The sequence below is a fragment of the Maribacter sp. TH_r10 genome, from assembly GCF_033101095.1.
GTDB classification, from domain to species: Bacteria; Bacteroidota; Bacteroidia; order Flavobacteriales; family Flavobacteriaceae; genus Maribacter_A; species Maribacter_A luteus.
The window spans coordinates 101,626-121,416 of the sequence record NZ_JAWMPY010000010.1; the positions used below are offsets into that span (position 1 = coordinate 101,626).

Genomic DNA, 19,791 nt, shown 5'->3' on the forward strand with positions numbered 1-19,791 from the left:
TTACCTTTAACTAAATGATTTGACCCATATAAATTCCCATTGGAATCGATGGCTATTTGGTCAAGGCTTAAAGTTAAGGATTTCCTTGCATTCCCCTATGCTATGGCCTATTTAAAATGAACTATCCTTTGTTGATTATATAAGTTCTTACTTAGGGTGTGGTTTTTTAAAAAACACCAATGAAAATAAAAACATAGTAGACACCTGTGATGATAAAAACCACTCCGGCAACGGTACGCATGACCTTTTCGATTTTTGTAATGGTATTATAGAAAACACCGACCTTGGCCAAGGCAAAAGCCATTAAATATGTAAAAAGTATAACGGGAAGCCCCGTTCCGAAAGCAAATATAATGGGTAAAAAAAGTCCGTCCGCAGAGGAAATCGTCATGGGAACCAACATGCCAAAAAATAGGGCACCACTGTAGGGACAAAAGGCCAAGGCAAATATCACACCGATTAGAAAAGAACCTAAAAGCCCTTTATCCTTGAACCTGTCTGATAATTTCTCTTGAAAATTAGAAGTACCCAAGAAATTCAATTTTATGATATTCAGCATGATCAATCCGATCACTATTAAAAGTGGCCCCAAGTATTTTTCCCCATTTTGGTTAAAAAATCTGGCAATATGGAATTTGCTGGCCCCAAAATATAGGATAAGACCTATTACGGTGTAGCTAAACCCCCTACCCAACGAATACAAGATTCCGCTAAGGAACACCTTTCGTTTGCTTGAGATGTTTTTCGAGATAAAAGCGGTTGCTGTAATATTGGTTGCCAAAGGACACGGACTAATGGCTGTCATTAGTCCGAGTACAAATGCTGATAAAACGGGTATGTTGTATTGTTCTAAAAAGGATTGTAAATAATCCATTTAAAGTGTTTTAAGTTCCGATTCTATTTTTGCTTTCAACTCTTTGGAAAATGCCTCTTGGTCATTTCCTTTCATAAAGGCAAAATCGGTCATGTCAATCTGTTTTTCTTTTCCGTTTTTTATTACATTAAGGAATAATGATGTGCCGGCGGCTTGGAACTTTTCGGCTATTGCTTCATTTTCTTCCTTATCTACGTTAATGACCTGGAACGTTATCTTGCTTTCTTTTAATTCATTGGGGAAATACGTGTTCAAAGTAAAATTGGTATTGGCCTCGATCGCATTGCATGTCATGCATCTATGTGTAGAATGAAAGTCCAGTACCTCTATTTTTGAAATTGCTTGATCGCTGGCTGTTGTTTTGCTTTCATTTTGGCCTTTACAAGAAGTGAATGCCAGAATAATGGCCATTGCTGTTAAAAATTTGATTGTTTTCATGTTGATGGAGTTTTTAATTATTGACATTTTGATTTGTTTTTATTTAGGATATCTATTTTTGTATAGTCGTTTCTTAATTGGGGTTTCCAATCGAAATTGGATATTTCGGTTACTTCAAAAATTATTTTTGGATTGGATGATAATAGTTTCCCGGAAAATTTGTCCTCAAGGTTTTTGAGTTTGTCCAAATCACAGGGTGATAACTCCCCTTTTACCGCTTTTGCACCCAATTCATCTATTTCCAATGGTTTTACACCTTTTTTCAATTTAATTTTCACGGTTTTATTATTGTCTTTTCTCTGAAGGATATAAAATGCATCCTGAATCGAATCATCAACATAAAATGAATTGTACTGATACCTGCCACCTGTAATATATATGGCAACATCTGTTAAACAAGGAGAACTGTTACTAATGATTCTGGTGTTTGTTCGGTCAATGATCCCGGACGGATAAAGCAATTTTAATCCTTCTTGTATTCCTAAAAAACCTTGAATGAGTCCATCGCATAAATGACCATGGAATTTTTCTAGGTCCTCCAAGGTTACTTTATGTCCCAGTGTTAATCTTCCTTTGGAAAAATCGGTATCCAAAACCTTTATGGCCTTGGCGTTATGGGTGGTATTGAGCGTATCTTTTGTTGTATTGCAACTAACTGTCAAGAATAATAAGAGAATGTACTTTATCGATTTCATAAGATAATGTTGAATATATAGCCTGAAATGATGATACAAAGGGTTACGACTCCAAAGAAAATTCCTATAAGCTTTAAGGTCATTACTTTTTTCAAGAGCATGGCTTCTGGCAACGATAGGCCTACGACGCCCATCATAAAGGCAATTGCAGTTCCTATAGGGATACCTTTGGATACCAGAACTTGAATTACCGGGAGTATACCGGATGCATTCGAGTACATGGGTACGGCCAATATTGTGGCTATCGGCACCGCGAACAGGTTATCTTTGGCCATATACTTTTCAAAAAAACCTTTTGGAATGTAACCGTGCATCAATCCGCCAATAGCAATTCCCACGATTACATAAGGAACGATTCCTTTAAGAATTTTAAGTACTTCTGCCCAAATTATGGGTAATCTTGCCCTTAAAGATGATTTGTCGGCTATAAAAGCATCTTGTTCTTTTTGGGCATTGGCCAAAATGTCTTTAACCCAAGGAGTTAAATAGGATTCCAATTTTAATTTTTGAAGAACCATTCCGGAAATAGTGCCGAGCAAAATACCACTGAATACATAGATCAGGGTCATTTTAACTCCGAAAAGTCCAATAAATAGGCCAACGGCCACTTCATTAACAAGGGGAGAGGTAATCAAGAAAGCGAAAGTAACCCCAAGGGGAATCCCACCACTTACGAAACCAATGAACAGGGGAACCGAGGAACAGGAACAAAAAGGTGTAACTGTACCGAAAAGACTTGCCATAAGATATTCCGATCCGTATAATTTATTTCTGGATAGATAATTTTTGACCTTATCTATGGGAAAGTAACTATTTACTATTCCCATAAAAAATATAACCACGAAAAGTAGGATCAAAATCTTGATGGTGTCATAAATGAAAAAGTTCAAGGCCTCGGATAAATGTTCTCCTTGGCCTAACTTCAATACATTATAGACAAACCAATCTGCCAAATGTTGTACCCAATCAAACATGTTAAATGGATTTACAAATAATTAGATTTACAATGGTTTTACCCTTCAGTTCAGTAGGGCCAGTACTTCATCTTTTGAGGGTATACGTCCTTTGATGGTGACCACATCATCAATCACCAAAGCAGGGGTCGACATTACATTGTATTTCATGATATCCATGATATCCTCAACTTTTTCAATAGTGGCGTCAATGTTGTTTTCATTTACCACTTCTTTAACTACACCGGTCAAAGATTGACATTTAGGGCAACCTGTACCTAGGATTTTAATTACTTTACTCATGACTTAAAATTTAGTTTATCGCAAATAGACGATAGGATTATTAAAAAATTATCGTTCAAAAAAATCTTTGAACATAGTTTTGGCTGTCTGCCAGTTCTCTTGATTTATACAATATTTAATTTTTGGAGGCTTTAATTCACCTTGGATAAGACCAGCGTTTTTCAACTCTTTAAGGTGCTGGGAAATCGTTGATTGGGCCAATGGGAATACATCGACCAAATCCCCTGTAAAACAGCATGATTGATTTTCTAGATGTTTTAAAATCGCTATTCGGGTAGGATGCCCTAAGGCTTTGGCGAATTTCGCCAAAGCTTCTGTATCTTTTCCGTAGGTAATATGTTCTAAACTTCTTTTCACCTGTTTTTATCTGGTAATGAAAATTTGCCAAAATGTACTTTTTTTGGTTTTGTATTTCGGCCCATTTCAAATTTCTTATCGCAAATATACGATAGGTTTTGTGCTTGAAAAGTGACATTTGTCACATTTTGGGCTTTTGTTTAATTATTTTTCATATTTCTTATTTTTTGTACTGATGTAGTATTTGGATTTGAAATAATGCTCAACGGTAATTAAGCTAACATATCGCTATTAAAACACCCTCTAATTAACCCGGACTATTCAAGGTTCTTTAGAGGGTATTAGTTAATAACCAATGTTATGCCATAATCAATGAGGGTTGCCAATTTTTTATCGAACTTTTAAATACTTAAGCCCAATGAAGACAACATTCCCGTGAATGGCGATTACATATTGTAGACGCCACCATTGATATCGAGCGTAGCACCAGTAATAAAACCGTCGTATTCAGAGGCTAGATATACTACTGCCCGTGCCACATCATTAGCGTTACCAGCTCTTTTGATAGGTATGCCGGCCGTTGTTTCGTCGGCAGATTCTTTTGTTGTATGTGTGTTATGAAATGAGGTGCCTAGAATAAGTCCCGGAGCAACAGCGTTGACCCTTACACCTTGGGGGCCCAATTCTGAGGACAGTGCCCTGGTGAATGTGAGGATGGCTCCCTTACTGGTAGAATAAGCTAAAGAACCTGGATGGCCTCCTTTTCGCCCGGCGAGTGAAGCCAAATTAACAATGCTACTATTTTCATTTTGTGTTAAATAAGGAGATGCTGCCCGAGTTACGAACATCATGGATGTTAGGTTAATGTCCATTACCTTGTGCCAGAAATCAGCCTCCATCTCACTGAGTAATTTACGGGAAACAAGTGAGCCTGCGTTATTTATCAATATGTCCAATCCACCTAAAGACGCTACGGTATCTTCAATTAATGCATTCGCATCTGTTTCTTTTGTTAGGTCACCACCTATGGCAACCGCTTTTTGTCCTTTACTAATAGCGTATTCGGTTAATTGATTCGCAGTTTCGGCACTGGAAAAATAGTGAATGGCGACATTGGCTCCACTATCGATGAAATGTTTTGTTATGGATTCACCTATTCCTTGGGCCCCAGCTGTTATTAGGACATTTTTACCGACTAATTTATTAATGTTTTTCATGTTTTTTATTCGTTTTTAATGGTCACTTGTAACCTACAATCCGTCATATTTTGGTTCATGTAAATTTATTCTTAGGGTTTTAAGATATTTTAAATTAATTGACATGGTCATTTTTATTAAAATAGCCTTCATTCGAAACTGCATCTTTATTTATGGAAATTTCCCCTGTTTTAAACCATACTTCAGTATAATTTCCGTCTTCATATTGCTTTTGAATATCTCCCCCATGTGTTTCTGCACCAGAACACCAATTCCTATTTACTTCCGGCGATTTTCCATTTGTTTGATTGTATGCACCAAGTTTAAAAAACAAACCTTCACCTGTGTACGCTTCTTTAAGTTCAACCCCATCTTGACCAATTGGCACAAATAATTTTTTTGTTTGCTCTGGAATATCCGCGGTCGTAATATATTCTGATTCGATCAAATTTTTTGTGAACGTTTTTGTTTCGTGGCCTTCACTCATAAATTCCAAGGTCATGATACCATCCTTAACTTCGATATTATAGGTAAATTCCTCACCTAAGGCAATACCGTCTTTTGGCTCAGGAGGGTAAGTGTTCGCTTCTGCGCCAACAACTGAAAAGTCATTGCCCCAAACAGCAGTGGAGTAATCCCATCTTTTAGAATTATCATCACCTTTTGTGTTGATTTCATAGTGCCAAAAAACGGATCCTTTGGTATGGCCCGGAAATTTCTTGTAGAATATTTTAAGTGGTTCGTTTTCATGCTTATCTGCACTATGGATTTGGCCAATCACTACAGCGTGTGAGGCTGCGACACGGGCGTCACCCGTAGCCGATACATTCATGACTTTAAGTGTAGCGGTCAATTTATCGTTAGCGGTTTTTGGGTACCATTTTTTAACTTGTGCCAATTCTGTTCTAGTGTTGTTCGAGGTTCCGTGTGTCTCACCACTATTTGGTGCTTTGAAAACTACCCAATTTATACTATCTTCATTAACGGTGTAAAAGAAATCCTTGTTCTCATAATTTATTGCATAACCAACATTGGAGCCGTCACCTAAAATCAATTTCCAATGATTGAAAAAAGGAATAACGTCGCTAGCGTACACGGTTTTGACACTTTCTTTATTACTCGATTTTTTAGGAGTGGTGTTGCAACCAATATGTATTAGAAACAAACTTAATAGTAGTAATTTTGATGCGGTTTTAATGATTTTTTTATCCATTTTTTTTGCTTTATAATTTTAAGTAGTACTTCTATTCTATGTATTTTGATAATTTGAAAAAGTGATCTTTCATCATTTCCTCAGCAAGTTGAGGATCCTTATTGGCAATAGCAGAGTAAATATTTTCATGCTTTTTGATTTCAGATTCGATTTTATCGCCCTCACAGACTTTATCCCTTTCATAAGTTGAAAGAATCGGTGGTGTAATTAAAAGCATTAATGTCAAAAGGGTTTTGTTCTTACTGGCCTTAGCGATTGCTAAATGAAACAATAAATCTTCCTCTAAATAATCTTGGCCTTCAATGATTCTGGCTTTATAGGCGTTTAGGGAATCTTTTATCTTCTTTAAATCCGCATCGGTCCTTCTCTCTGAAGCAAGAAAAACCGTTTTTAATTCCAACGAAATCCTAGTTTCTACCAATTCATCAAAAGATGGGGGGTCTAGGGAAATAATTTCATCTACCATACCATTGAACCCCGTTAATCCAATAGCGAGAATAGTACCGCTTTGCGCCATAGATTTCAGAACCCCGTAAAACTCCAACTTCCTTATTGCTTCCCTAATATGATTTCTTTTGATATTGAATTTTTCGGACATGATTCTTTCAGAAGGCAATTTATCTCCATATTCTAAATTTCTAATATTGATCAAATCGCGAATTTTACAGATCACATCATTTTGGAACAACCTATTCGCATTCTTATCTACTAAACTAATCTTCACGGAAATTAAATGTTTTAAATTGTGTTGGTCTTATATAATTAATAAGGGTTTGAATCAGGATATGGTGATATTTTAATAAGGCATTAGGGTAAAATCCTAAACGGAATATTCTAAAAGTGCCAATATACCATTGAACGAAATAATCAAAGAAAAGAACAATGCTGCATACAAACCTATATATACACCTGTACTTGTCTTATAACCCTTCATAACTTTTTTATTGCTTAGCATTAATATGATTCCGAGAACCACTATTGGTAAAACAAATACATTGAATACCTGAGACAAAATTTGAATTTCTATGGGATTCGCCCCAAATGCCGGACCGATCAAAGCAACTAAACATGCTAAGGCGGTTATGATTCTAAATTGTCTGGACGAAGTATCTAACTTTCCGGATTGGTAGTCTGCGATTAAGAGAGGTGCGATTAATAGGCAAGGGAAAATAGATGATAACCCGGCGCTCAAGGCGCCAAAAAAGAATATACTAACCGCCCATTTTCCTGCAACAGGTTCCAATGTATTGGCCATATCCAAAACTTCAGTTACTACTTTACCTTGGTGAAATAGTGCTCCACATGCAACTGCCATTATGGTACCGCTTATTATGAATATTAAAATCGCCGCGGTTATGGAGTCTTTCTTTTGTTCTTTCAAATTATTGGCATTCCATCCTTTTCCTTTGACGAAGAGTGGACGGGATAAAAAAGTAGCTGCTGCCATGGTTGTACCTACAAAAGCGGCCACTAACATTTTGCCTCCAGGAACTTTGGGTATTGTAGGTATCAATCCTTTAACAACATCTATTGGAAGTGGTTGGACAAAGAACAATGAAAGTATGAACGAAAAGCCCATTATGGTGACGAAAATGACCAAAATCTTCTCAAAAAAAGTGTATTTTCCAACCAGCATAAGTAAATAGAAAACGACTATGATTATTATGGCTGTAATTAAGACTATTTCGTATTTAAGGGGTACCAAGCCTTCGAAATTAACGGCTAATATTTCGAAGATTATATTGGCGGAAATACCTAGGATCCCCATTAAGGAGTTCCATTGCCCGAACGTAATTCCAATAATTATCAAAATTGCTAAGGTCTTTCCGAATTTTAAATGTTTTTTAAAACCGTAAAGTGCGGTTTCTCCTGTGAGCAAAGCGTAATTTCCATAAGCAAACATCAAGACTCCCGAAAACAAACAGCTTACCAAAAGCACCCATAATAACTGCATTCCAAATTTACTTCCGGCTACGATCATAGACGTTACACTTCCTGTGCCGATGGTGTAGCCTATAGCAAAGATTCCAGGACCAAAGCCTAATATGATGGCAATGATTTTTTTTAATATGGATGTTTTATTTTGGGATATTGGCATTGGGTTTTAGTTTAAGTTAGTCTGTTATATCCAGTTTGTATGATAAAATTTATTAGATTTATCATCTATTCTTTGATAAGTATGGGCTCCAAAATAATCGCGTTGGGCTTGTATTAAATTTGCTGATGAATTTGCTGTTGTAAAACAATTTAAAAAGTTAATCGATTCACTTAAGTTCGGGATTGGCAACTCGTTTAAAACACCTTGGGAAACTACTTTTTTAATACTCGGTTTTAAAGACTTAAGCTGTTGAATTATTATATCACTGGTCAATAAATTGTCGGTTGATTTAAAAACTTCGACCAGATTTACCATAAGGTCGGATCTGATTATACAACCATTGGTCCAAATTCTAGACAATTCACTTAAATTCAATTCCCATTTATAACTATTGGATGCTTCTATGATTAATTTAAAACCTTGATAATGATTCATTATTCTTGCAAATTGATAGGCTTTTAAAATATCGGTATTGGTTATATTAGGTTTAGAGTTATCTTTTGCTTTAAAATTTATACTTGCTGCTGTCCTTTCATCTTTGTAAAAAGAAGTATAACGTGAAAATAGGGCAGAAGCGATCATGGTACTGGGTACCCCTAATTGGGCGGTTGTAATAGTTGTCCAGTTTCCTGTGCCTTTATTGCCAGCTTTATCCATTATTTTATGGATCAACCAATCATCACCTTCTTTTTTTCTAAGGATATCAATCGTAATTTCTAATAAATAACTGTTCGTTTCTTTCCAAGACTCTAAAATATCTGCTATTTGATCGGGATTATTTCCCAATGCTTTTAGAAATGTATATACTTCGGCCAATAATTGCATTTCTACATATTCAATTCCGTTATGTACCATTTTCACAAAATGACCGCTCCCTTCAGGTCCAATGTAGGAGCAACAGGGTAAATTGTTTTCACCTTTGGCAGCTATCGCCTCAAAAAATGGCTTCACTTTTTCATAAACCTCTTTATCACCTCCCGGCATTATGGATGGGCCTTTTAAAGCTCCTTGTTCACCACCGGAAACTCCTGTACCTATAAAATGAATATTTTTAGATTTTAAATAATCAAACCGTTCCTTGGTTTTATTGTAATTAGAATTACCCCCGTCTATTAAAATATCTTCTGCGGACAAAAATGGCAAGATGTCTTCGATAACCAAGTCTATTGTTTTACCAGCATTCACCATCAACATGATTTTTCGTGGTGTCTGTAAAGAATTTACAAAAAATTCAATGTCATCAAAGGCAAGTGCTGTAGATAATTCTTCAAATTCGTTCTTGAAATTTACCGCAACGTCCTCTTCCTTACTTTCAACATGCCTATTGAACATCGATATTCTAAAACCTTTACTTGCTAAGTTACGGCATAGACTTTTGCCCATAACTCCTAATCCAAAGAGACCAAATTGTGATTTGGATATTATCTCGTTTTTTATTATTTCCACAATGCTATTGGGTGTTTGATCGATATTTATTTCAATGGCGTTTTTAGGGATTTCTAAAGTATCAAATTGTGATTTTAGCAAATGGGCAGGCATAAAATGACCCTTTCGATTTTTTATTCTTTCGAGTATATGTTCAAAAGAACCATTGAGAAAAACCCATTTTGATTTACTTTCAATAGAATAAGCTAATATTTCCCGATACTTTTCTTTTAAGGCGGAACAAACTATTATACAACTGTTGGTTTTTAATTGATTTACGGCGAGCCGGTTCAAAGTTCGTAGCCAATCCAGTCTGTCCTTGTCATTTAAAGGTTCTCCTTTAGACATTTTTAAAATATTACTCTCAGGATGGTAATCATCCCCATCGAAAAAAGGAATACCTAATTTTTTTGACAATAAGGAGCCTATAGTGCTTTTACCAACACCAGATACTCCCATAATAAAAATAATATTTGCTTCGATTTTAGTTATGATTAATTGGTTATCCAAATTGGGTGCCCAAATTGGGTAACCAAATTGGGTAACCAAATATAATGTAATTATTATTAAAATAATAACTAAATGCTAAAATTATTATGGGATTGTTATTTACATAGATAATTTAACTCTTAAAAATAAACGGTATAAAAAGGGTTGCCGTTTCTGCACATAATTGACTGATCTAAGTAACCTTTCTAAAGGGCGTGTCAGATTGAAGTCCGTTTGCGTGAATAAACCCAAATACCCATTCCCTTCGAGCAAATTATATTTGGTAGCTAATGTCTACAAAAAGGCTGTTACGTTTTGCAGCTACACCGTTGATACTTTAGATAAACCGATTAATTCTGATTCGTTAAAAAATATTGAACGTTTATAAGTTCAATATCATTGATTAAACCTAAATCCAAAGAGCTTTCCTGGTCATAGGATAGTGTACAACTGGAATTGGCCCCAAGTTCAAAGCAAGGCACGGTTGTTTTATCCGAATAACTTTGACTCGTTGTTAGCTCTCCTATCCTTACGGTCAATATAGGCAACCCTGTAACTTTATAATCATTTGGGTTATTCAATTGAATTTCAAAGCGCCAACGAGAAGTATTATTGCCGGTGTCGGGTATAAACTCATAAAATAAGATATCGTAAGTAAAACCATCTAACTCAGGTGGGTCAATTTGATTTAACGGTTCCGGATCAGGAAAACTACAGGGTAGTTCAATGGTTCTATCTAGGTAGTATTGTTGGTTGTTCAAGAAGTAAGTATCTCTCACAACTGCAGTTTTTGTGCAATCTTCATCTTTAGAATCACAGCTCATGTTAAGGATAAAGCTGTTAAAAGAGATAAATAGGAATATTTTAGAAAATGTGCGTGGAGAACGCTCAATGCTATTTTTCATAAATGATATATTATAGTTTAAGATTCTTGTTTTTGATTTTCGAAAGGTCAAACCTCACTCGGGGCGAGAATTCGAAAATCGGGTAAGGAATAAAAATCTTAACTACATATATTTTCTATTAGCGATGTCAAATGTATTTAAAATTATAAAACGAATACTTTTTTATACCCTTGATTTATAGCTTTTTTTGATTTTTCGGGACATTGAAAACAACCCAGCGTTATGTGAAGTCCACCTTATTTTATTTCATTCAAAATTTGAGTCCAAATTGTATTTTTAAAACGTTCTTTAAATATTCCAAAATGCCCTATTTTATTGGCTTGAAAGTCAATTGGATTTAAATGTATTGATTTTCTATTTGCATTCTTGTATTTCTCAGTCATCCATTGTACTGCTTCTTTCGGGGCAAAGGTGTCGTCATCTATACTATATGCGGTCATATCTACCTCTATGGTTTCGTAGAAGGTGTTTTTGATAGATTTATCACTAAAAATATAGTCTCTGTTCTTACCCCAATTGCGCCATTGTTCAGCTACATTTTTCGGTAAGTTTTCCATGCCGCTAATTCTCTTTGATTTCAAATAGCCGAAAACACTAAGAATAAGCGGAAAAAGAATATACCAATTGAACCACATTTTCATCCTTCTAAATCCCTTCCAGTGTTTCCAATAACCGGATTGTGCCGCTACTAGAATAATTTTGTCTAATTTATTACAAGATTCGGCAAGTCCAATTAGCTGTCCTCCAATACTATGTCCAAGAATTACTTTCTTTGATTTTGGGTAGTTTTTTATGGCGTATTGTATTATACTTTCTATATCATTACTACCCCAATCTGCACCATTTATTTTTAGTTTTTCAATAGGTTTTTTTAGAGAGCTACCTATTCCGTTATAATCAAATGTGATTACGGTTACATCCTTACTTTCGGCATATTTGGCAAATTCATAGTAGTACTTTTGTTTTACACCTGTTGCTGAAGCAATAATTAAAATGGTCTTGTTGCTAGTATTGTCAAATAAAGTTGCGGATAATGTTCCTGAATTATATGGTATCTCTATTTCTTTCATTTTCAGTTCTAATGTCTTATCCTGAAATATGCTTATAGGTTAAAATTGATTTTATGCTGTTTTTAAATATACCATTTTTATTACTCTTTAATCTATAAATAAATGTAATCTGATGATTTTACGTAGGTACAAATCGGTTATGAGTGCCAGGAAGAAAAACCCTTGTAAATGATATTAAAACGGAAGAAGGTGGTTTAAGGCAAAAAGAAAACATTGGCTAACTCTAGAGAACTTGATTGGGGCTTTTCATAGGAGCTATTGTTGTGTGTAGTTATTTAATTTTAACCGTTATTTTTGGAGATTTTTAATTCGAGCTTTTTAACCATTCTCCATAAGGTTTTTAATATACGATCGACTCAATAATATTTATTGTTATCGCCTTTTAATAAATCTTTTCTTTTAGTGTAGAATATCATCATCATCAGAACAGATAAGTATAGAATAAACAACCAAAATGTATTCATACTTCCAGTAAATTCTGGCAAAATTAGTAGATAATTAAAGGCCGCATTAGCACTAATATGAGCCAGTATCGAGGTCAACACACTTTTGGTATAGTAATAAATCCAACTTATAAAAAGTGTTCCCAAAATTACCCATAATAAAAACACTGTAAAGTCCATTTGCAATGGTACCCCTGTTCCAATCAGATATGCTGGAAAATGCCAGATTCCCCATATCAAACCAAGTATTATACTTGAATATAACAGATTAAATTTATCCATCAATCTGGGAAGTAAAAAACCTCTCCATCCATATTCCTCACCTACTGCAATTAATACAATAACAACAATCTGTGGCAGCAGTTGAGTAGTTCTTAAATCGAATCTGGAAATATCGAAGCCCAAGGAAGTGAGCATGGCCAAAGATACAAGGACTGGAATTCCAATCATTGAAATAAGAAGCCATTTTAAACCTGTTTTCTTCACCGTCTGTTTAATGAACAACTCATAGAGACCTTTCTTCCCATTTGTGATGGCAGTAAAAATCAGTGCAACTATTGATGGTGCGAAAACAGTTAATATTGAGACATTTGGATCATCTAATTTATAAGAGATAAAACATATTACCGAACTCAAGGCTATAACAATTACCGAGAATATAATGATTTCCCTTTTTCCATTTGGATTCAAATTTTTCATAGTTGAACATAATTTGGTTTGTGGGTAGTGTTTGGCATTAGTAATCTTCCAAATTTTTAATTCATTTAGTTCAATGCCTTTACATGAAGACTCTTCAAAAGGATAAATGTTACATCTGGTTGGAAATTACACACAACGCAGCGCTATGTGAAGTCCATGTTATTCGTCTATCACCTCTCATCCTATCCCGATAGCGATCTGTCATAGCGCTGCGATGATGTAGCATTTCCGAAAGACCGGGCGACATTTGCGAGAGCAGTGTGCGGGAGGGAGCGGGGGCAAAATGGGATGAAGGGGTTTTGGTCGACGCAGGCGTCACGAGCGCAGCGAACACAGGAATACCTTTAAAAATCAGTGAAAATGATATGAATAATGCTATACCATCGTGTTTGTTTATGAAAAGTTGCGCGGTTTAGCACTTATTATGCACATGTTTTATTTTATTATTGGTAATTCTAAAAAAGATATGTTTGTTTTATTCCTGTAAATACTCAAAGTTGGTATTCCTTCGGTCGGAACCTTATCAAATGTATCTTTATCTGCCCCCGAAATTGCAATTCTTATAGAATGTCCTTTCTTGATGAGAATGGATGTTGGATGTAATTTAAAGCTCACTTCTTCAATCTTATCTATAGGCATTGGTGATGCATCTGATTTTCTGAATGAATGATACGGTATCTTATCATACATAGCATTCATAGATAATTTTCGATGTTTAAGCAAAAGCCCGCCTTCTGTGATATATCTACTTTTTCCATCTGGGTCAACATCTTCTAAATAGACAAAAATGGCCCCTTCTTTGTGTGAAGACGACAGATTGAGAGAAATTACGGGTGTTCCCGTGATTTGAAGCGGTTCTGCAAGAGGTGTGGTTGTATACGTTAGCGTTAAAGAATCGGCAGCATTACGATTATTGAGGTTAAGAACGGGTTTTCCCATTTGGGTTGTCCATCGATTGTTTGTACCGGTACTTACCGAAAAGTCAACGAGATATTCATCCATACCCTGAGGTTCATTAGGTGATGAAGTATTTAATTTTCCATTGGCATCTAAATAATACTTAATTCTTTCTTGTCCTTTGGGAGGCCAAATATCAGAATGTTTAAATGATTCTTCCCCAAAATTATAGTACTTAATGGTTGGCCAATCTTCAACTTCTTTGTCAATCCCCTTTATGTACTGGTCAAAGAAGTTAAGTTGCAGTCTAAGTTGTTCAGTAACAGAAGGAATAGGTTCAACGATACTGTCAGAAACAACAAATGGACTGGCATGTGAACGTCCGCCATGAGAAGTTGGCATCATGACAACTTTCTGCGGATTATCAAAATGTTGTAATCGTAATAAAGTACCTTCTGCCGTACCGGCATCCAACCAACTTGTAAGAACAAGCATGGGTACATTTGATTCCGAAATTTCCTTTTTCCAATGCAAGGGGTCGAGTTCTTCGGATTTGAAATCTCCAAATTTGGAATCTTTATAAGGTGCTTTAGACAGAGCTTCCAATACGATTGTGTTGTTTTCATGTTCTTTGATTGCATCCATCGGAAAATCTATACCGACACGCCTCACACTTGCCCCCAGATTCTCAACTGAATTTTGGTCTAGCCAATCAACATATTGACTCCATACAGCTATAAAACTTGTTGCAAGCATTCCATAGGGCCGCGAAGGACTTTCATAAACGTCAAAATCTGACCAACCAGGTATTACAGCTTTAATGGCCGGGTGCTGGGTAGCACATAAAAGCTCTGCCGTTGTCCCGGAGTATGAAGTGCCATAGGCGCCTACTTTACCATTAGACCACGGTTGGTTCACGACCCAATCAACAATGTACCAAGCATCTTTCACCTCCGTAGGCGAATATTCTGCTGTACGAACACCGTAGGAAGCACCTGTTCCCCTAACATCAACTTTTGCAAGGATGTAATCATGGTCAAGAAAATATTTATCTCGTTTTTTGAGTGAAGGAATTGGCTCACCTGTTTTCGGGTCTTCTTTGCCCCTCCAATAACGGGTAAACTCAAACAGTACAGGGAGTTTTTGATTTTTATAATCTTCTGGGAAGTACACATCCATAGCCAATTTGGTTCCATTGACAGCAGGGATGTAATAAGACTCAACATTATTTGCTTGCGAGAAACCGAATTGATAGGTTAAAAGAAAAAAGAGTATAAATAAAAATTTTTTAGCTGTCATTTTCTAGTTGGGTTAATTTGTGCATAATGCCCGTTTTAATGGCGTTTATTTATTATGCCTGTTTTACAAGTTAAGAAAAAAGTCATTGCGAATCTTTGTTGATGGGGAAAGGATCGTAACTTTAGGTATGCAGGGAAAAAAGGATAATCAGGAAAAACTGTTCGCGAGTTTCCAGTTGGCGAGCGTCTATAACCTGATGAAGTACCTGAAATTTGAACAAAAACGAATAAAAAAAGGGGCAGGGCAACTTGCTTTTAAAGTCTTTATGAGAAGTGTTATCCGTGACTTGTTTTTAGCTTTACTAAGACATCTAAAATTGACTTTTCAATACGGATTAAACTAGAAAAAAGCCCCTTAAAGAGGCTTGTAATGATTTATTTTTTACTGCTTGGGGTACTTGTGCAACGGTTACCGTTGTTGTGCTTTCGTTATATTTTCAATTCCTTATTAATAAGAATTTCAATTTCTTCCATATCAGATAGAATTTTCTTAAATCTTATAAGGCTTCCTTGTTCCGATTTAGCCTTCATATGTTGGCACCTTTCGAAGTTAATAAGAAGCTCTATTAAGTTTTTTTCTTCAAATACCCGTTCCCGCAGTTTGGGTTGATTTTGTATGTTTTTATAGGCAAATTCTGGACTCCCATATCTATTAGCTGCCGTTGCACCCGCTTTACCAGCTTCACCATTATTGTATTCAGAAGCCTCTTCTGTCACTTCTTTATATTTATCTAAACGGATTACTAGTTCCCTAATGGTTGGTGGTATTAATTTGATATCACCAGTATTCTGTAATGTATGTATCGTATTAGTTTTGAATTGAACATTATAAAGTCGCCAATCTAAATTTCCAGTTGCAGAAACGATTTCAATTATTGGTAAGTTTGGTTGATTATAGATTTCTTTAAAGGCTCTAATTTTTACCATATTAGAATCTATTTTTGAAGAATGCTCTTTTATATATGCTTTGTCATTCTCAAAATCTTGTAATAATTGTTTATAATAAACTTGCCTTACATTTTCAGTTTTCCGTTCATCATTGAGGTTGTTAAGTTGTAGGGCAATTAAAATACCTAGAACAACAAGTATAATTTCACCGATTGCATATTTAAGGTATTTTCCAATGTTGCCTTCTAAAAGCAAGTTTTGTCTAATTTTTCTAAAGAATTTTATCATTGATTAGCGGTTTGTCATAATGAAGCACAACGGTTAGGCTATGATCTCGTTGCAGAAAAATCCGTATGGATTTTTCCGTCTGGTACCAAGCCATTGCCTAAAGTTAAGGATTTCCGTTTAGGAAATCCGCCGCAATGGATTATAGGTATTATGCCTGTTGCACAAGTTAAGAAAAAAGTCATTGTGGATCATTGCCGATCGGGAAATGGATCGTAACTTTAGGTATGCAAGGCAAGAAGGACTATCAGGAAAAACTGTTCGCCCATTTTTAATTGACGATCGCATACAACCTGAAGAAGTACCTGAAATTCATTGGGAAACGAGCGAAAAGCGGGGCGGGAATGCTTGCTTTGTTATTTTCTGTAAAAACCGAACCTTACAAGCTCGAAAGGTTGTTTTTAAGCCCGGCAAAAACAATGGGATATTTGGTCACCTAAAAAATAAGACAGCCCTAAAAAGCGGTTGTGGAAGTCATTATTCCAATAATTATAGGCTTGTGCAACGGTTACCTTTGTTGTGGTGCAGTTTTTATTCGGTTAATCTGTTTTTCAAATCCATACGCTCGTGTAAAATTCTCGTTATTTCGATTGGATTTAATTTTGATTTTCGATAAAATATTACGTGTCGATTTGCTTTTAGCCCGAAAAGGTCAGATTTAATTCCGTCATAATTTTTTCCAAGTTCTGTATTGTCAGCAATGTCTTGGCAAATATCCAGAAGCATGTCGTAATATCTGTCAGCTTGATTTTCAGACCAATTCTCGAGAGTATATTCCCAAATTCCGTTTAAGTCAGCTACAGCCTTATTGGTCAATTCGTATTTAGCCATTCATTCTGCGTTTAGCTTTTAATTCCTCAAGATTTTTTTTAGGGTCGAAATCGTGAGCAATTCCGCTATCAATTCCTTCTTGAATAGCATTCCTTAACGCAATAACTTTACTTTCTTCATTTTCCAATAGTCGAAGTCCAGCTCTGATTACTTCGCTTACGTTTTTGTAACGTCCAGCAGAAACCTGAGTTTGTACAAACTGGTCAAAATAATTTCCGAGTGATATGGATGTATTTTTCATTTTTTTTTAATGTATACTCAAATTTACCAATTTTTGGTAAAAATCCCAAATTTACCACGATTTTCAAATTGCACCCAACGGTTTTGTATATGGAAAGTTGCGTGTTTCAGCAACTAAATTAGCAAATACAAACCGAATAGAAAATCCACGAGGATTTCCGTAAGTAGGCTCTAACTAGCAATGAATTATACACATTATGCCTGTTTCACAAGTTAAGAAAAAAGTCATTGTGGATCATTGCCGATCGGGAAATGGATCGTAACTTTAGGTATGCAAGGCAAGAAGGACTATCAGGAAAAACTGTTCGCCCATTTTTAATTGACGATCGCCTACAACCTGAAGAAATACCTGAAGTTCATCGGAAAACGCTCAAAAAGCGGGGCAGGAATGCTTGCTTTGTCATTTTTTATAAAAAACAGGTGCCAAGAACTTGAAAGAACACTTGTAGGCCCCCTAAAAATCTAGAATGGCCAGTGTCCTAAAAACAAAAAGCCCCTAAAAAGGGCTTAAAAGAGGTCTTTTTTTTGCTGTTCAAGGGCTTGTGCAACGGTTACCGTTGTTGTGCATAGTGTTTTATTCAGCTTTTATTTCATAAGGTTTTTCTGGAAATCCAAATAATATTGCCTTTTGCTCATCTATTTCCTTAATTCCGATTAGTGTTTCTCGTTCGTTATTTTCGAAAATTGATGCGAAGTAAGTTCCTTGCAAATTTTCTAATATTAATTTCCGTCCATTTCTTTTCATTCTTTTATTCAGTTCTTGGATTACTGGACTATCCAAAATCTTGTTGAATTTCAAGGGGATTTTTTCATTTTTCCATTCTGCTCTAAATTCGAGCATTTCAATTTTTTCAGATTCAAGTTTCGTTTTAGTTGGTTCGATTCTTTCGTAGTCAGTCGCAAATTCAATATTCTCTGTTTTAGATTCAGTTTCGCTCAACACAGAGTAGGTTTTTCCCATTCTAAATATTCTAATTCGATTGTCATTTACGAATTTATATTTTGATTCAGAAAGTTTTTCGCTCCATTCAGTTTGCACTTTTGATAATTCATTTCCGCCTTTTAATTCCAGTTCAAAATGAATGATTTGGTCGTTATTGAATTCAATAAATTCTGGTGGACAATAGTCGTCTCCTGTTTTAATTTTCAACCAAGTTCCATTCAGACTTCTCATTGATTTATACGGTTTTAGGACATTATGCACAACGTTTATGTATAAGATTAGTGACGTGTTTAAGCAACTAATTCAGTACAGATACTTGCCAGCGGAAAATTCCGCAGGAATTTTCGTAAGTCGGCAGTGAACCAAGCAATTAATTATACACGGTGTTGGCATTTCGTTGTTTTTATTCGGCTTAATTCCGTTTTCCGATTTTCCAGCGTTAGAGTGAATTCGGTCAGCCATTTATTCCGCAAAATTTTTCAATTCCGATTGAGTGAGTAATTCCGCAGCTTGCTAAATTCCGCATTCAGTTCGGGTTTTGGTTTTCGATTCAGTTTCCGATTCCGCAAACAAGCTAAAATTCCAACATTAAATTATTCCTTATTTAGTCAGATGTCGATTTTTTCTTTTCTTTAATAATTATTTTCACAATAGCGGCAATGAGTACAATTGTAGAACAAAAAGATAGCCAAAAATCAAAACTGATATTTGAATAACCAAAATTCAAGATATTTAATATCATAGCTATGATAACTAATATCATTGAAAAATTTCTTTTAATCATAATTTCTCCATTTTGAGTGCGTTCCGCCAATGAATGCGAACGCAGCGCTATGTGAAGTCCACGTTATTTTATGGAAATATAGGGAAAACATTTTTTTGTTTTCGGCTATATTGGGAATAAAATGGCGTGAACCACCGAGCAAAGCGACCGATGAACACCCGTAAAATAAGCAAGCAACGGTGAATAAATTGCATATAGCGGATTGATATGTTACGTTGAAAAGCCGTAGCGGCGTTATCGGCCATAGACCTCTAATCCTATCCCTATGGCAATCTGTCATAGCGCTGCGATGATGTAGCATTTCCGAAAGACCGGGCGACATCTGCGAGCGCAGTGTGCGGGAGGGAGCGGGGGCAAAACGAGATGAAGGGATTTTGGTCGACGCAGGCGTCACGAGCGCAGCGAACACAGGAATACCTTCAAAAAACATTAAAAATGATATGAATAATGCTACATCATCGGTTTGTGTATGAAACGTAGCGTTTAAAAAGACGCTGACTTTTCGGATAAACACAGAGACCCCTTAC

Annotated in this window: 19 protein-coding genes; all 19 read right to left on the bottom strand. The window is 35.8% G+C overall.

Annotated elements, in window-relative coordinates; genetic code table 11:
• Positions 1 to 166: 166 nt before the first annotated feature.
• Entirely contained in the window at positions 167 to 874 is a 708-nt protein-coding gene (locus R3X28_RS17960) for an aromatic aminobenezylarsenical efflux permease ArsG family transporter (protein ID WP_317666198.1), read from the bottom strand.
• The gene (locus tag R3X28_RS17965) at positions 875 to 1,312 is read right to left on the bottom strand and encodes a nitrophenyl compound nitroreductase subunit ArsF family protein (RefSeq protein ID WP_154368654.1); all 438 of its coding nucleotides are present in this window, start codon (positions 1,310 to 1,312) and stop codon (positions 875 to 877) included.
• A 17-nt stretch (positions 1,313 to 1,329) separates the two neighbouring features.
• Positions 1,330 to 2,007, bottom strand: coding sequence for a formylmethanofuran dehydrogenase subunit E family protein (locus tag R3X28_RS17970; protein WP_317666201.1), 678 nt, complete (start codon positions 2,005 to 2,007; stop codon positions 1,330 to 1,332).
• Positions 2,004 to 2,981 (bottom strand): permease, encoded by a 978-nt coding sequence (locus tag R3X28_RS17975; protein ID WP_317666203.1) that lies wholly within the window; start codon positions 2,979 to 2,981, stop codon positions 2,004 to 2,006. Before R3X28_RS17975 ends, R3X28_RS17970 begins: the two co-directional genes overlap by 4 nt.
• A 45-nt stretch (positions 2,982 to 3,026) precedes the next feature.
• Positions 3,027 to 3,263, bottom strand: coding sequence for a thioredoxin family protein (locus R3X28_RS17980; protein ID WP_154368649.1), 237 nt, complete (start codon positions 3,261 to 3,263; stop codon positions 3,027 to 3,029).
• 48 nt (positions 3,264 to 3,311) lie between these two features.
• Positions 3,312 to 3,620, bottom strand: a complete 309-nt coding sequence (locus tag R3X28_RS17985; protein WP_179955149.1) for an ArsR/SmtB family transcription factor — start codon at positions 3,618 to 3,620, stop codon at positions 3,312 to 3,314.
• Positions 3,621 to 4,006: 386 nt separating this feature from the next.
• Positions 4,007 to 4,777 (bottom strand): SDR family NAD(P)-dependent oxidoreductase, encoded by a 771-nt coding sequence (locus R3X28_RS17990; RefSeq protein ID WP_154368647.1) that lies wholly within the window; start codon positions 4,775 to 4,777, stop codon positions 4,007 to 4,009.
• 94 nt (positions 4,778 to 4,871) lie between these two features.
• Positions 4,872 to 5,969: a polysaccharide lyase family 7 protein gene (locus tag R3X28_RS17995; RefSeq protein ID WP_317666208.1), complete on the bottom strand. Its 1,098-nt coding sequence runs from the start codon at positions 5,967 to 5,969 to the stop codon at positions 4,872 to 4,874.
• A 31-nt stretch (positions 5,970 to 6,000) separates the two neighbouring features.
• Positions 6,001 to 6,693: a FadR/GntR family transcriptional regulator gene (locus tag R3X28_RS18000; protein WP_179955148.1), complete on the bottom strand. Its 693-nt coding sequence runs from the start codon at positions 6,691 to 6,693 to the stop codon at positions 6,001 to 6,003.
• 96 nt (positions 6,694 to 6,789) lie between these two features.
• Positions 6,790 to 8,067 (bottom strand): Nramp family divalent metal transporter, encoded by a 1,278-nt coding sequence (locus R3X28_RS18005; RefSeq protein ID WP_154368643.1) that lies wholly within the window; start codon positions 8,065 to 8,067, stop codon positions 6,790 to 6,792.
• Between the two features lie 24 nt (positions 8,068 to 8,091).
• A complete protein-coding gene (gene gndA, locus R3X28_RS18010) occupies positions 8,092 to 9,951 on the bottom strand; it encodes an NADP-dependent phosphogluconate dehydrogenase (RefSeq protein WP_317666212.1) in 1,860 nt (619 codons plus the stop codon).
• A 380-nt stretch (positions 9,952 to 10,331) separates the two neighbouring features.
• Positions 10,332 to 10,886: a hypothetical protein gene (locus R3X28_RS18015; protein WP_154368639.1), complete on the bottom strand. Its 555-nt coding sequence runs from the start codon at positions 10,884 to 10,886 to the stop codon at positions 10,332 to 10,334.
• A gap of 236 nt (positions 10,887 to 11,122) precedes the next feature.
• Positions 11,123 to 11,956 carry a serine aminopeptidase domain-containing protein gene (locus tag R3X28_RS18020; RefSeq protein ID WP_317666214.1) on the bottom strand — a complete coding sequence of 278 codons (834 nt, stop codon included), beginning with the start codon at positions 11,954 to 11,956 and terminating at the stop codon, positions 11,123 to 11,125.
• A gap of 356 nt (positions 11,957 to 12,312) precedes the next feature.
• Positions 12,313 to 13,098 (bottom strand): type II CAAX endopeptidase family protein, encoded by a 786-nt coding sequence (locus tag R3X28_RS18025; protein WP_317666216.1) that lies wholly within the window; start codon positions 13,096 to 13,098, stop codon positions 12,313 to 12,315.
• A gap of 435 nt (positions 13,099 to 13,533) precedes the next feature.
• A complete protein-coding gene (locus R3X28_RS18030; protein ID WP_317666218.1) occupies positions 13,534 to 15,294 on the bottom strand; it encodes a CocE/NonD family hydrolase in 1,761 nt (586 codons plus the stop codon).
• Positions 15,295 to 15,722: 428 nt separating this feature from the next.
• Entirely contained in the window at positions 15,723 to 16,469 is a 747-nt protein-coding gene (locus tag R3X28_RS18035; RefSeq protein WP_317666220.1) for a DUF6090 family protein, read from the bottom strand.
• A 528-nt stretch (positions 16,470 to 16,997) separates the two neighbouring features.
• A complete protein-coding gene (locus tag R3X28_RS18040) occupies positions 16,998 to 17,297 on the bottom strand; it encodes a type II toxin-antitoxin system RelE/ParE family toxin (RefSeq protein ID WP_317666222.1) in 300 nt (99 codons plus the stop codon).
• The gene (locus tag R3X28_RS18045; protein ID WP_282057190.1) at positions 17,290 to 17,538 is read right to left on the bottom strand and encodes a type II toxin-antitoxin system ParD family antitoxin; all 249 of its coding nucleotides are present in this window, start codon (positions 17,536 to 17,538) and stop codon (positions 17,290 to 17,292) included. Before R3X28_RS18045 ends, R3X28_RS18040 begins: the two co-directional genes overlap by 8 nt.
• 573 nt (positions 17,539 to 18,111) lie before the next feature.
• Positions 18,112 to 18,711, bottom strand: a complete 600-nt coding sequence (locus tag R3X28_RS18050; protein ID WP_282056989.1) for a hypothetical protein — start codon at positions 18,709 to 18,711, stop codon at positions 18,112 to 18,114.
• Positions 18,712 to 19,791 lie beyond the last annotated feature (1,080 nt).

Coding starts and splice junctions, on each gene's coding strand:
- R3X28_RS18005 (WP_154368643.1), bottom strand. CDS start 8,067: ATGCCAATATCCCAAAATAAAACATCCATATTAAAAAAAATCATTGCC.
- R3X28_RS17980 (WP_154368649.1), bottom strand. CDS start 3,263: ATGAGTAAAGTAATTAAAATCCTAGGTACAGGTTGCCCTAAATGTCAA.
- R3X28_RS17960 (WP_317666198.1), bottom strand. CDS start 874: ATGGATTATTTACAATCCTTTTTAGAACAATACAACATACCCGTTTTA.
- R3X28_RS17995 (WP_317666208.1), bottom strand. CDS start 5,969: ATGGATAAAAAAATCATTAAAACCGCATCAAAATTACTACTATTAAGT.
- R3X28_RS18035 (WP_317666220.1), bottom strand. CDS start 16,469: ATGATAAAATTCTTTAGAAAAATTAGACAAAACTTGCTTTTAGAAGGC.
- R3X28_RS18040 (WP_317666222.1), bottom strand. CDS start 17,297: ATGGCTAAATACGAATTGACCAATAAGGCTGTAGCTGACTTAAACGGA.
- R3X28_RS18045 (WP_282057190.1), bottom strand. CDS start 17,538: ATGAAAAATACATCCATATCACTCGGAAATTATTTTGACCAGTTTGTA.
- R3X28_RS18030 (WP_317666218.1), bottom strand. CDS start 15,294: ATGACAGCTAAAAAATTTTTATTTATACTCTTTTTTCTTTTAACCTAT.
- R3X28_RS18025 (WP_317666216.1), bottom strand. CDS start 13,098: ATGAAAAATTTGAATCCAAATGGAAAAAGGGAAATCATTATATTCTCG.
- R3X28_RS17970 (WP_317666201.1), bottom strand. CDS start 2,007: ATGAAATCGATAAAGTACATTCTCTTATTATTCTTGACAGTTAGTTGC.
- gndA (WP_317666212.1), bottom strand. CDS start 9,951: ATGGGAGTATCTGGTGTTGGTAAAAGCACTATAGGCTCCTTATTGTCA.
- R3X28_RS18015 (WP_154368639.1), bottom strand. CDS start 10,886: ATGAAAAATAGCATTGAGCGTTCTCCACGCACATTTTCTAAAATATTC.
- R3X28_RS17965 (WP_154368654.1), bottom strand. CDS start 1,312: ATGAAAACAATCAAATTTTTAACAGCAATGGCCATTATTCTGGCATTC.
- R3X28_RS18050 (WP_282056989.1), bottom strand. CDS start 18,711: ATGAGAAGTCTGAATGGAACTTGGTTGAAAATTAAAACAGGAGACGAC.
- R3X28_RS17975 (WP_317666203.1), bottom strand. CDS start 2,981: ATGTTTGATTGGGTACAACATTTGGCAGATTGGTTTGTCTATAATGTA.
- R3X28_RS18020 (WP_317666214.1), bottom strand. CDS start 11,956: ATGAAAGAAATAGAGATACCATATAATTCAGGAACATTATCCGCAACT.
- R3X28_RS17990 (WP_154368647.1), bottom strand. CDS start 4,777: ATGAAAAACATTAATAAATTAGTCGGTAAAAATGTCCTAATAACAGCT.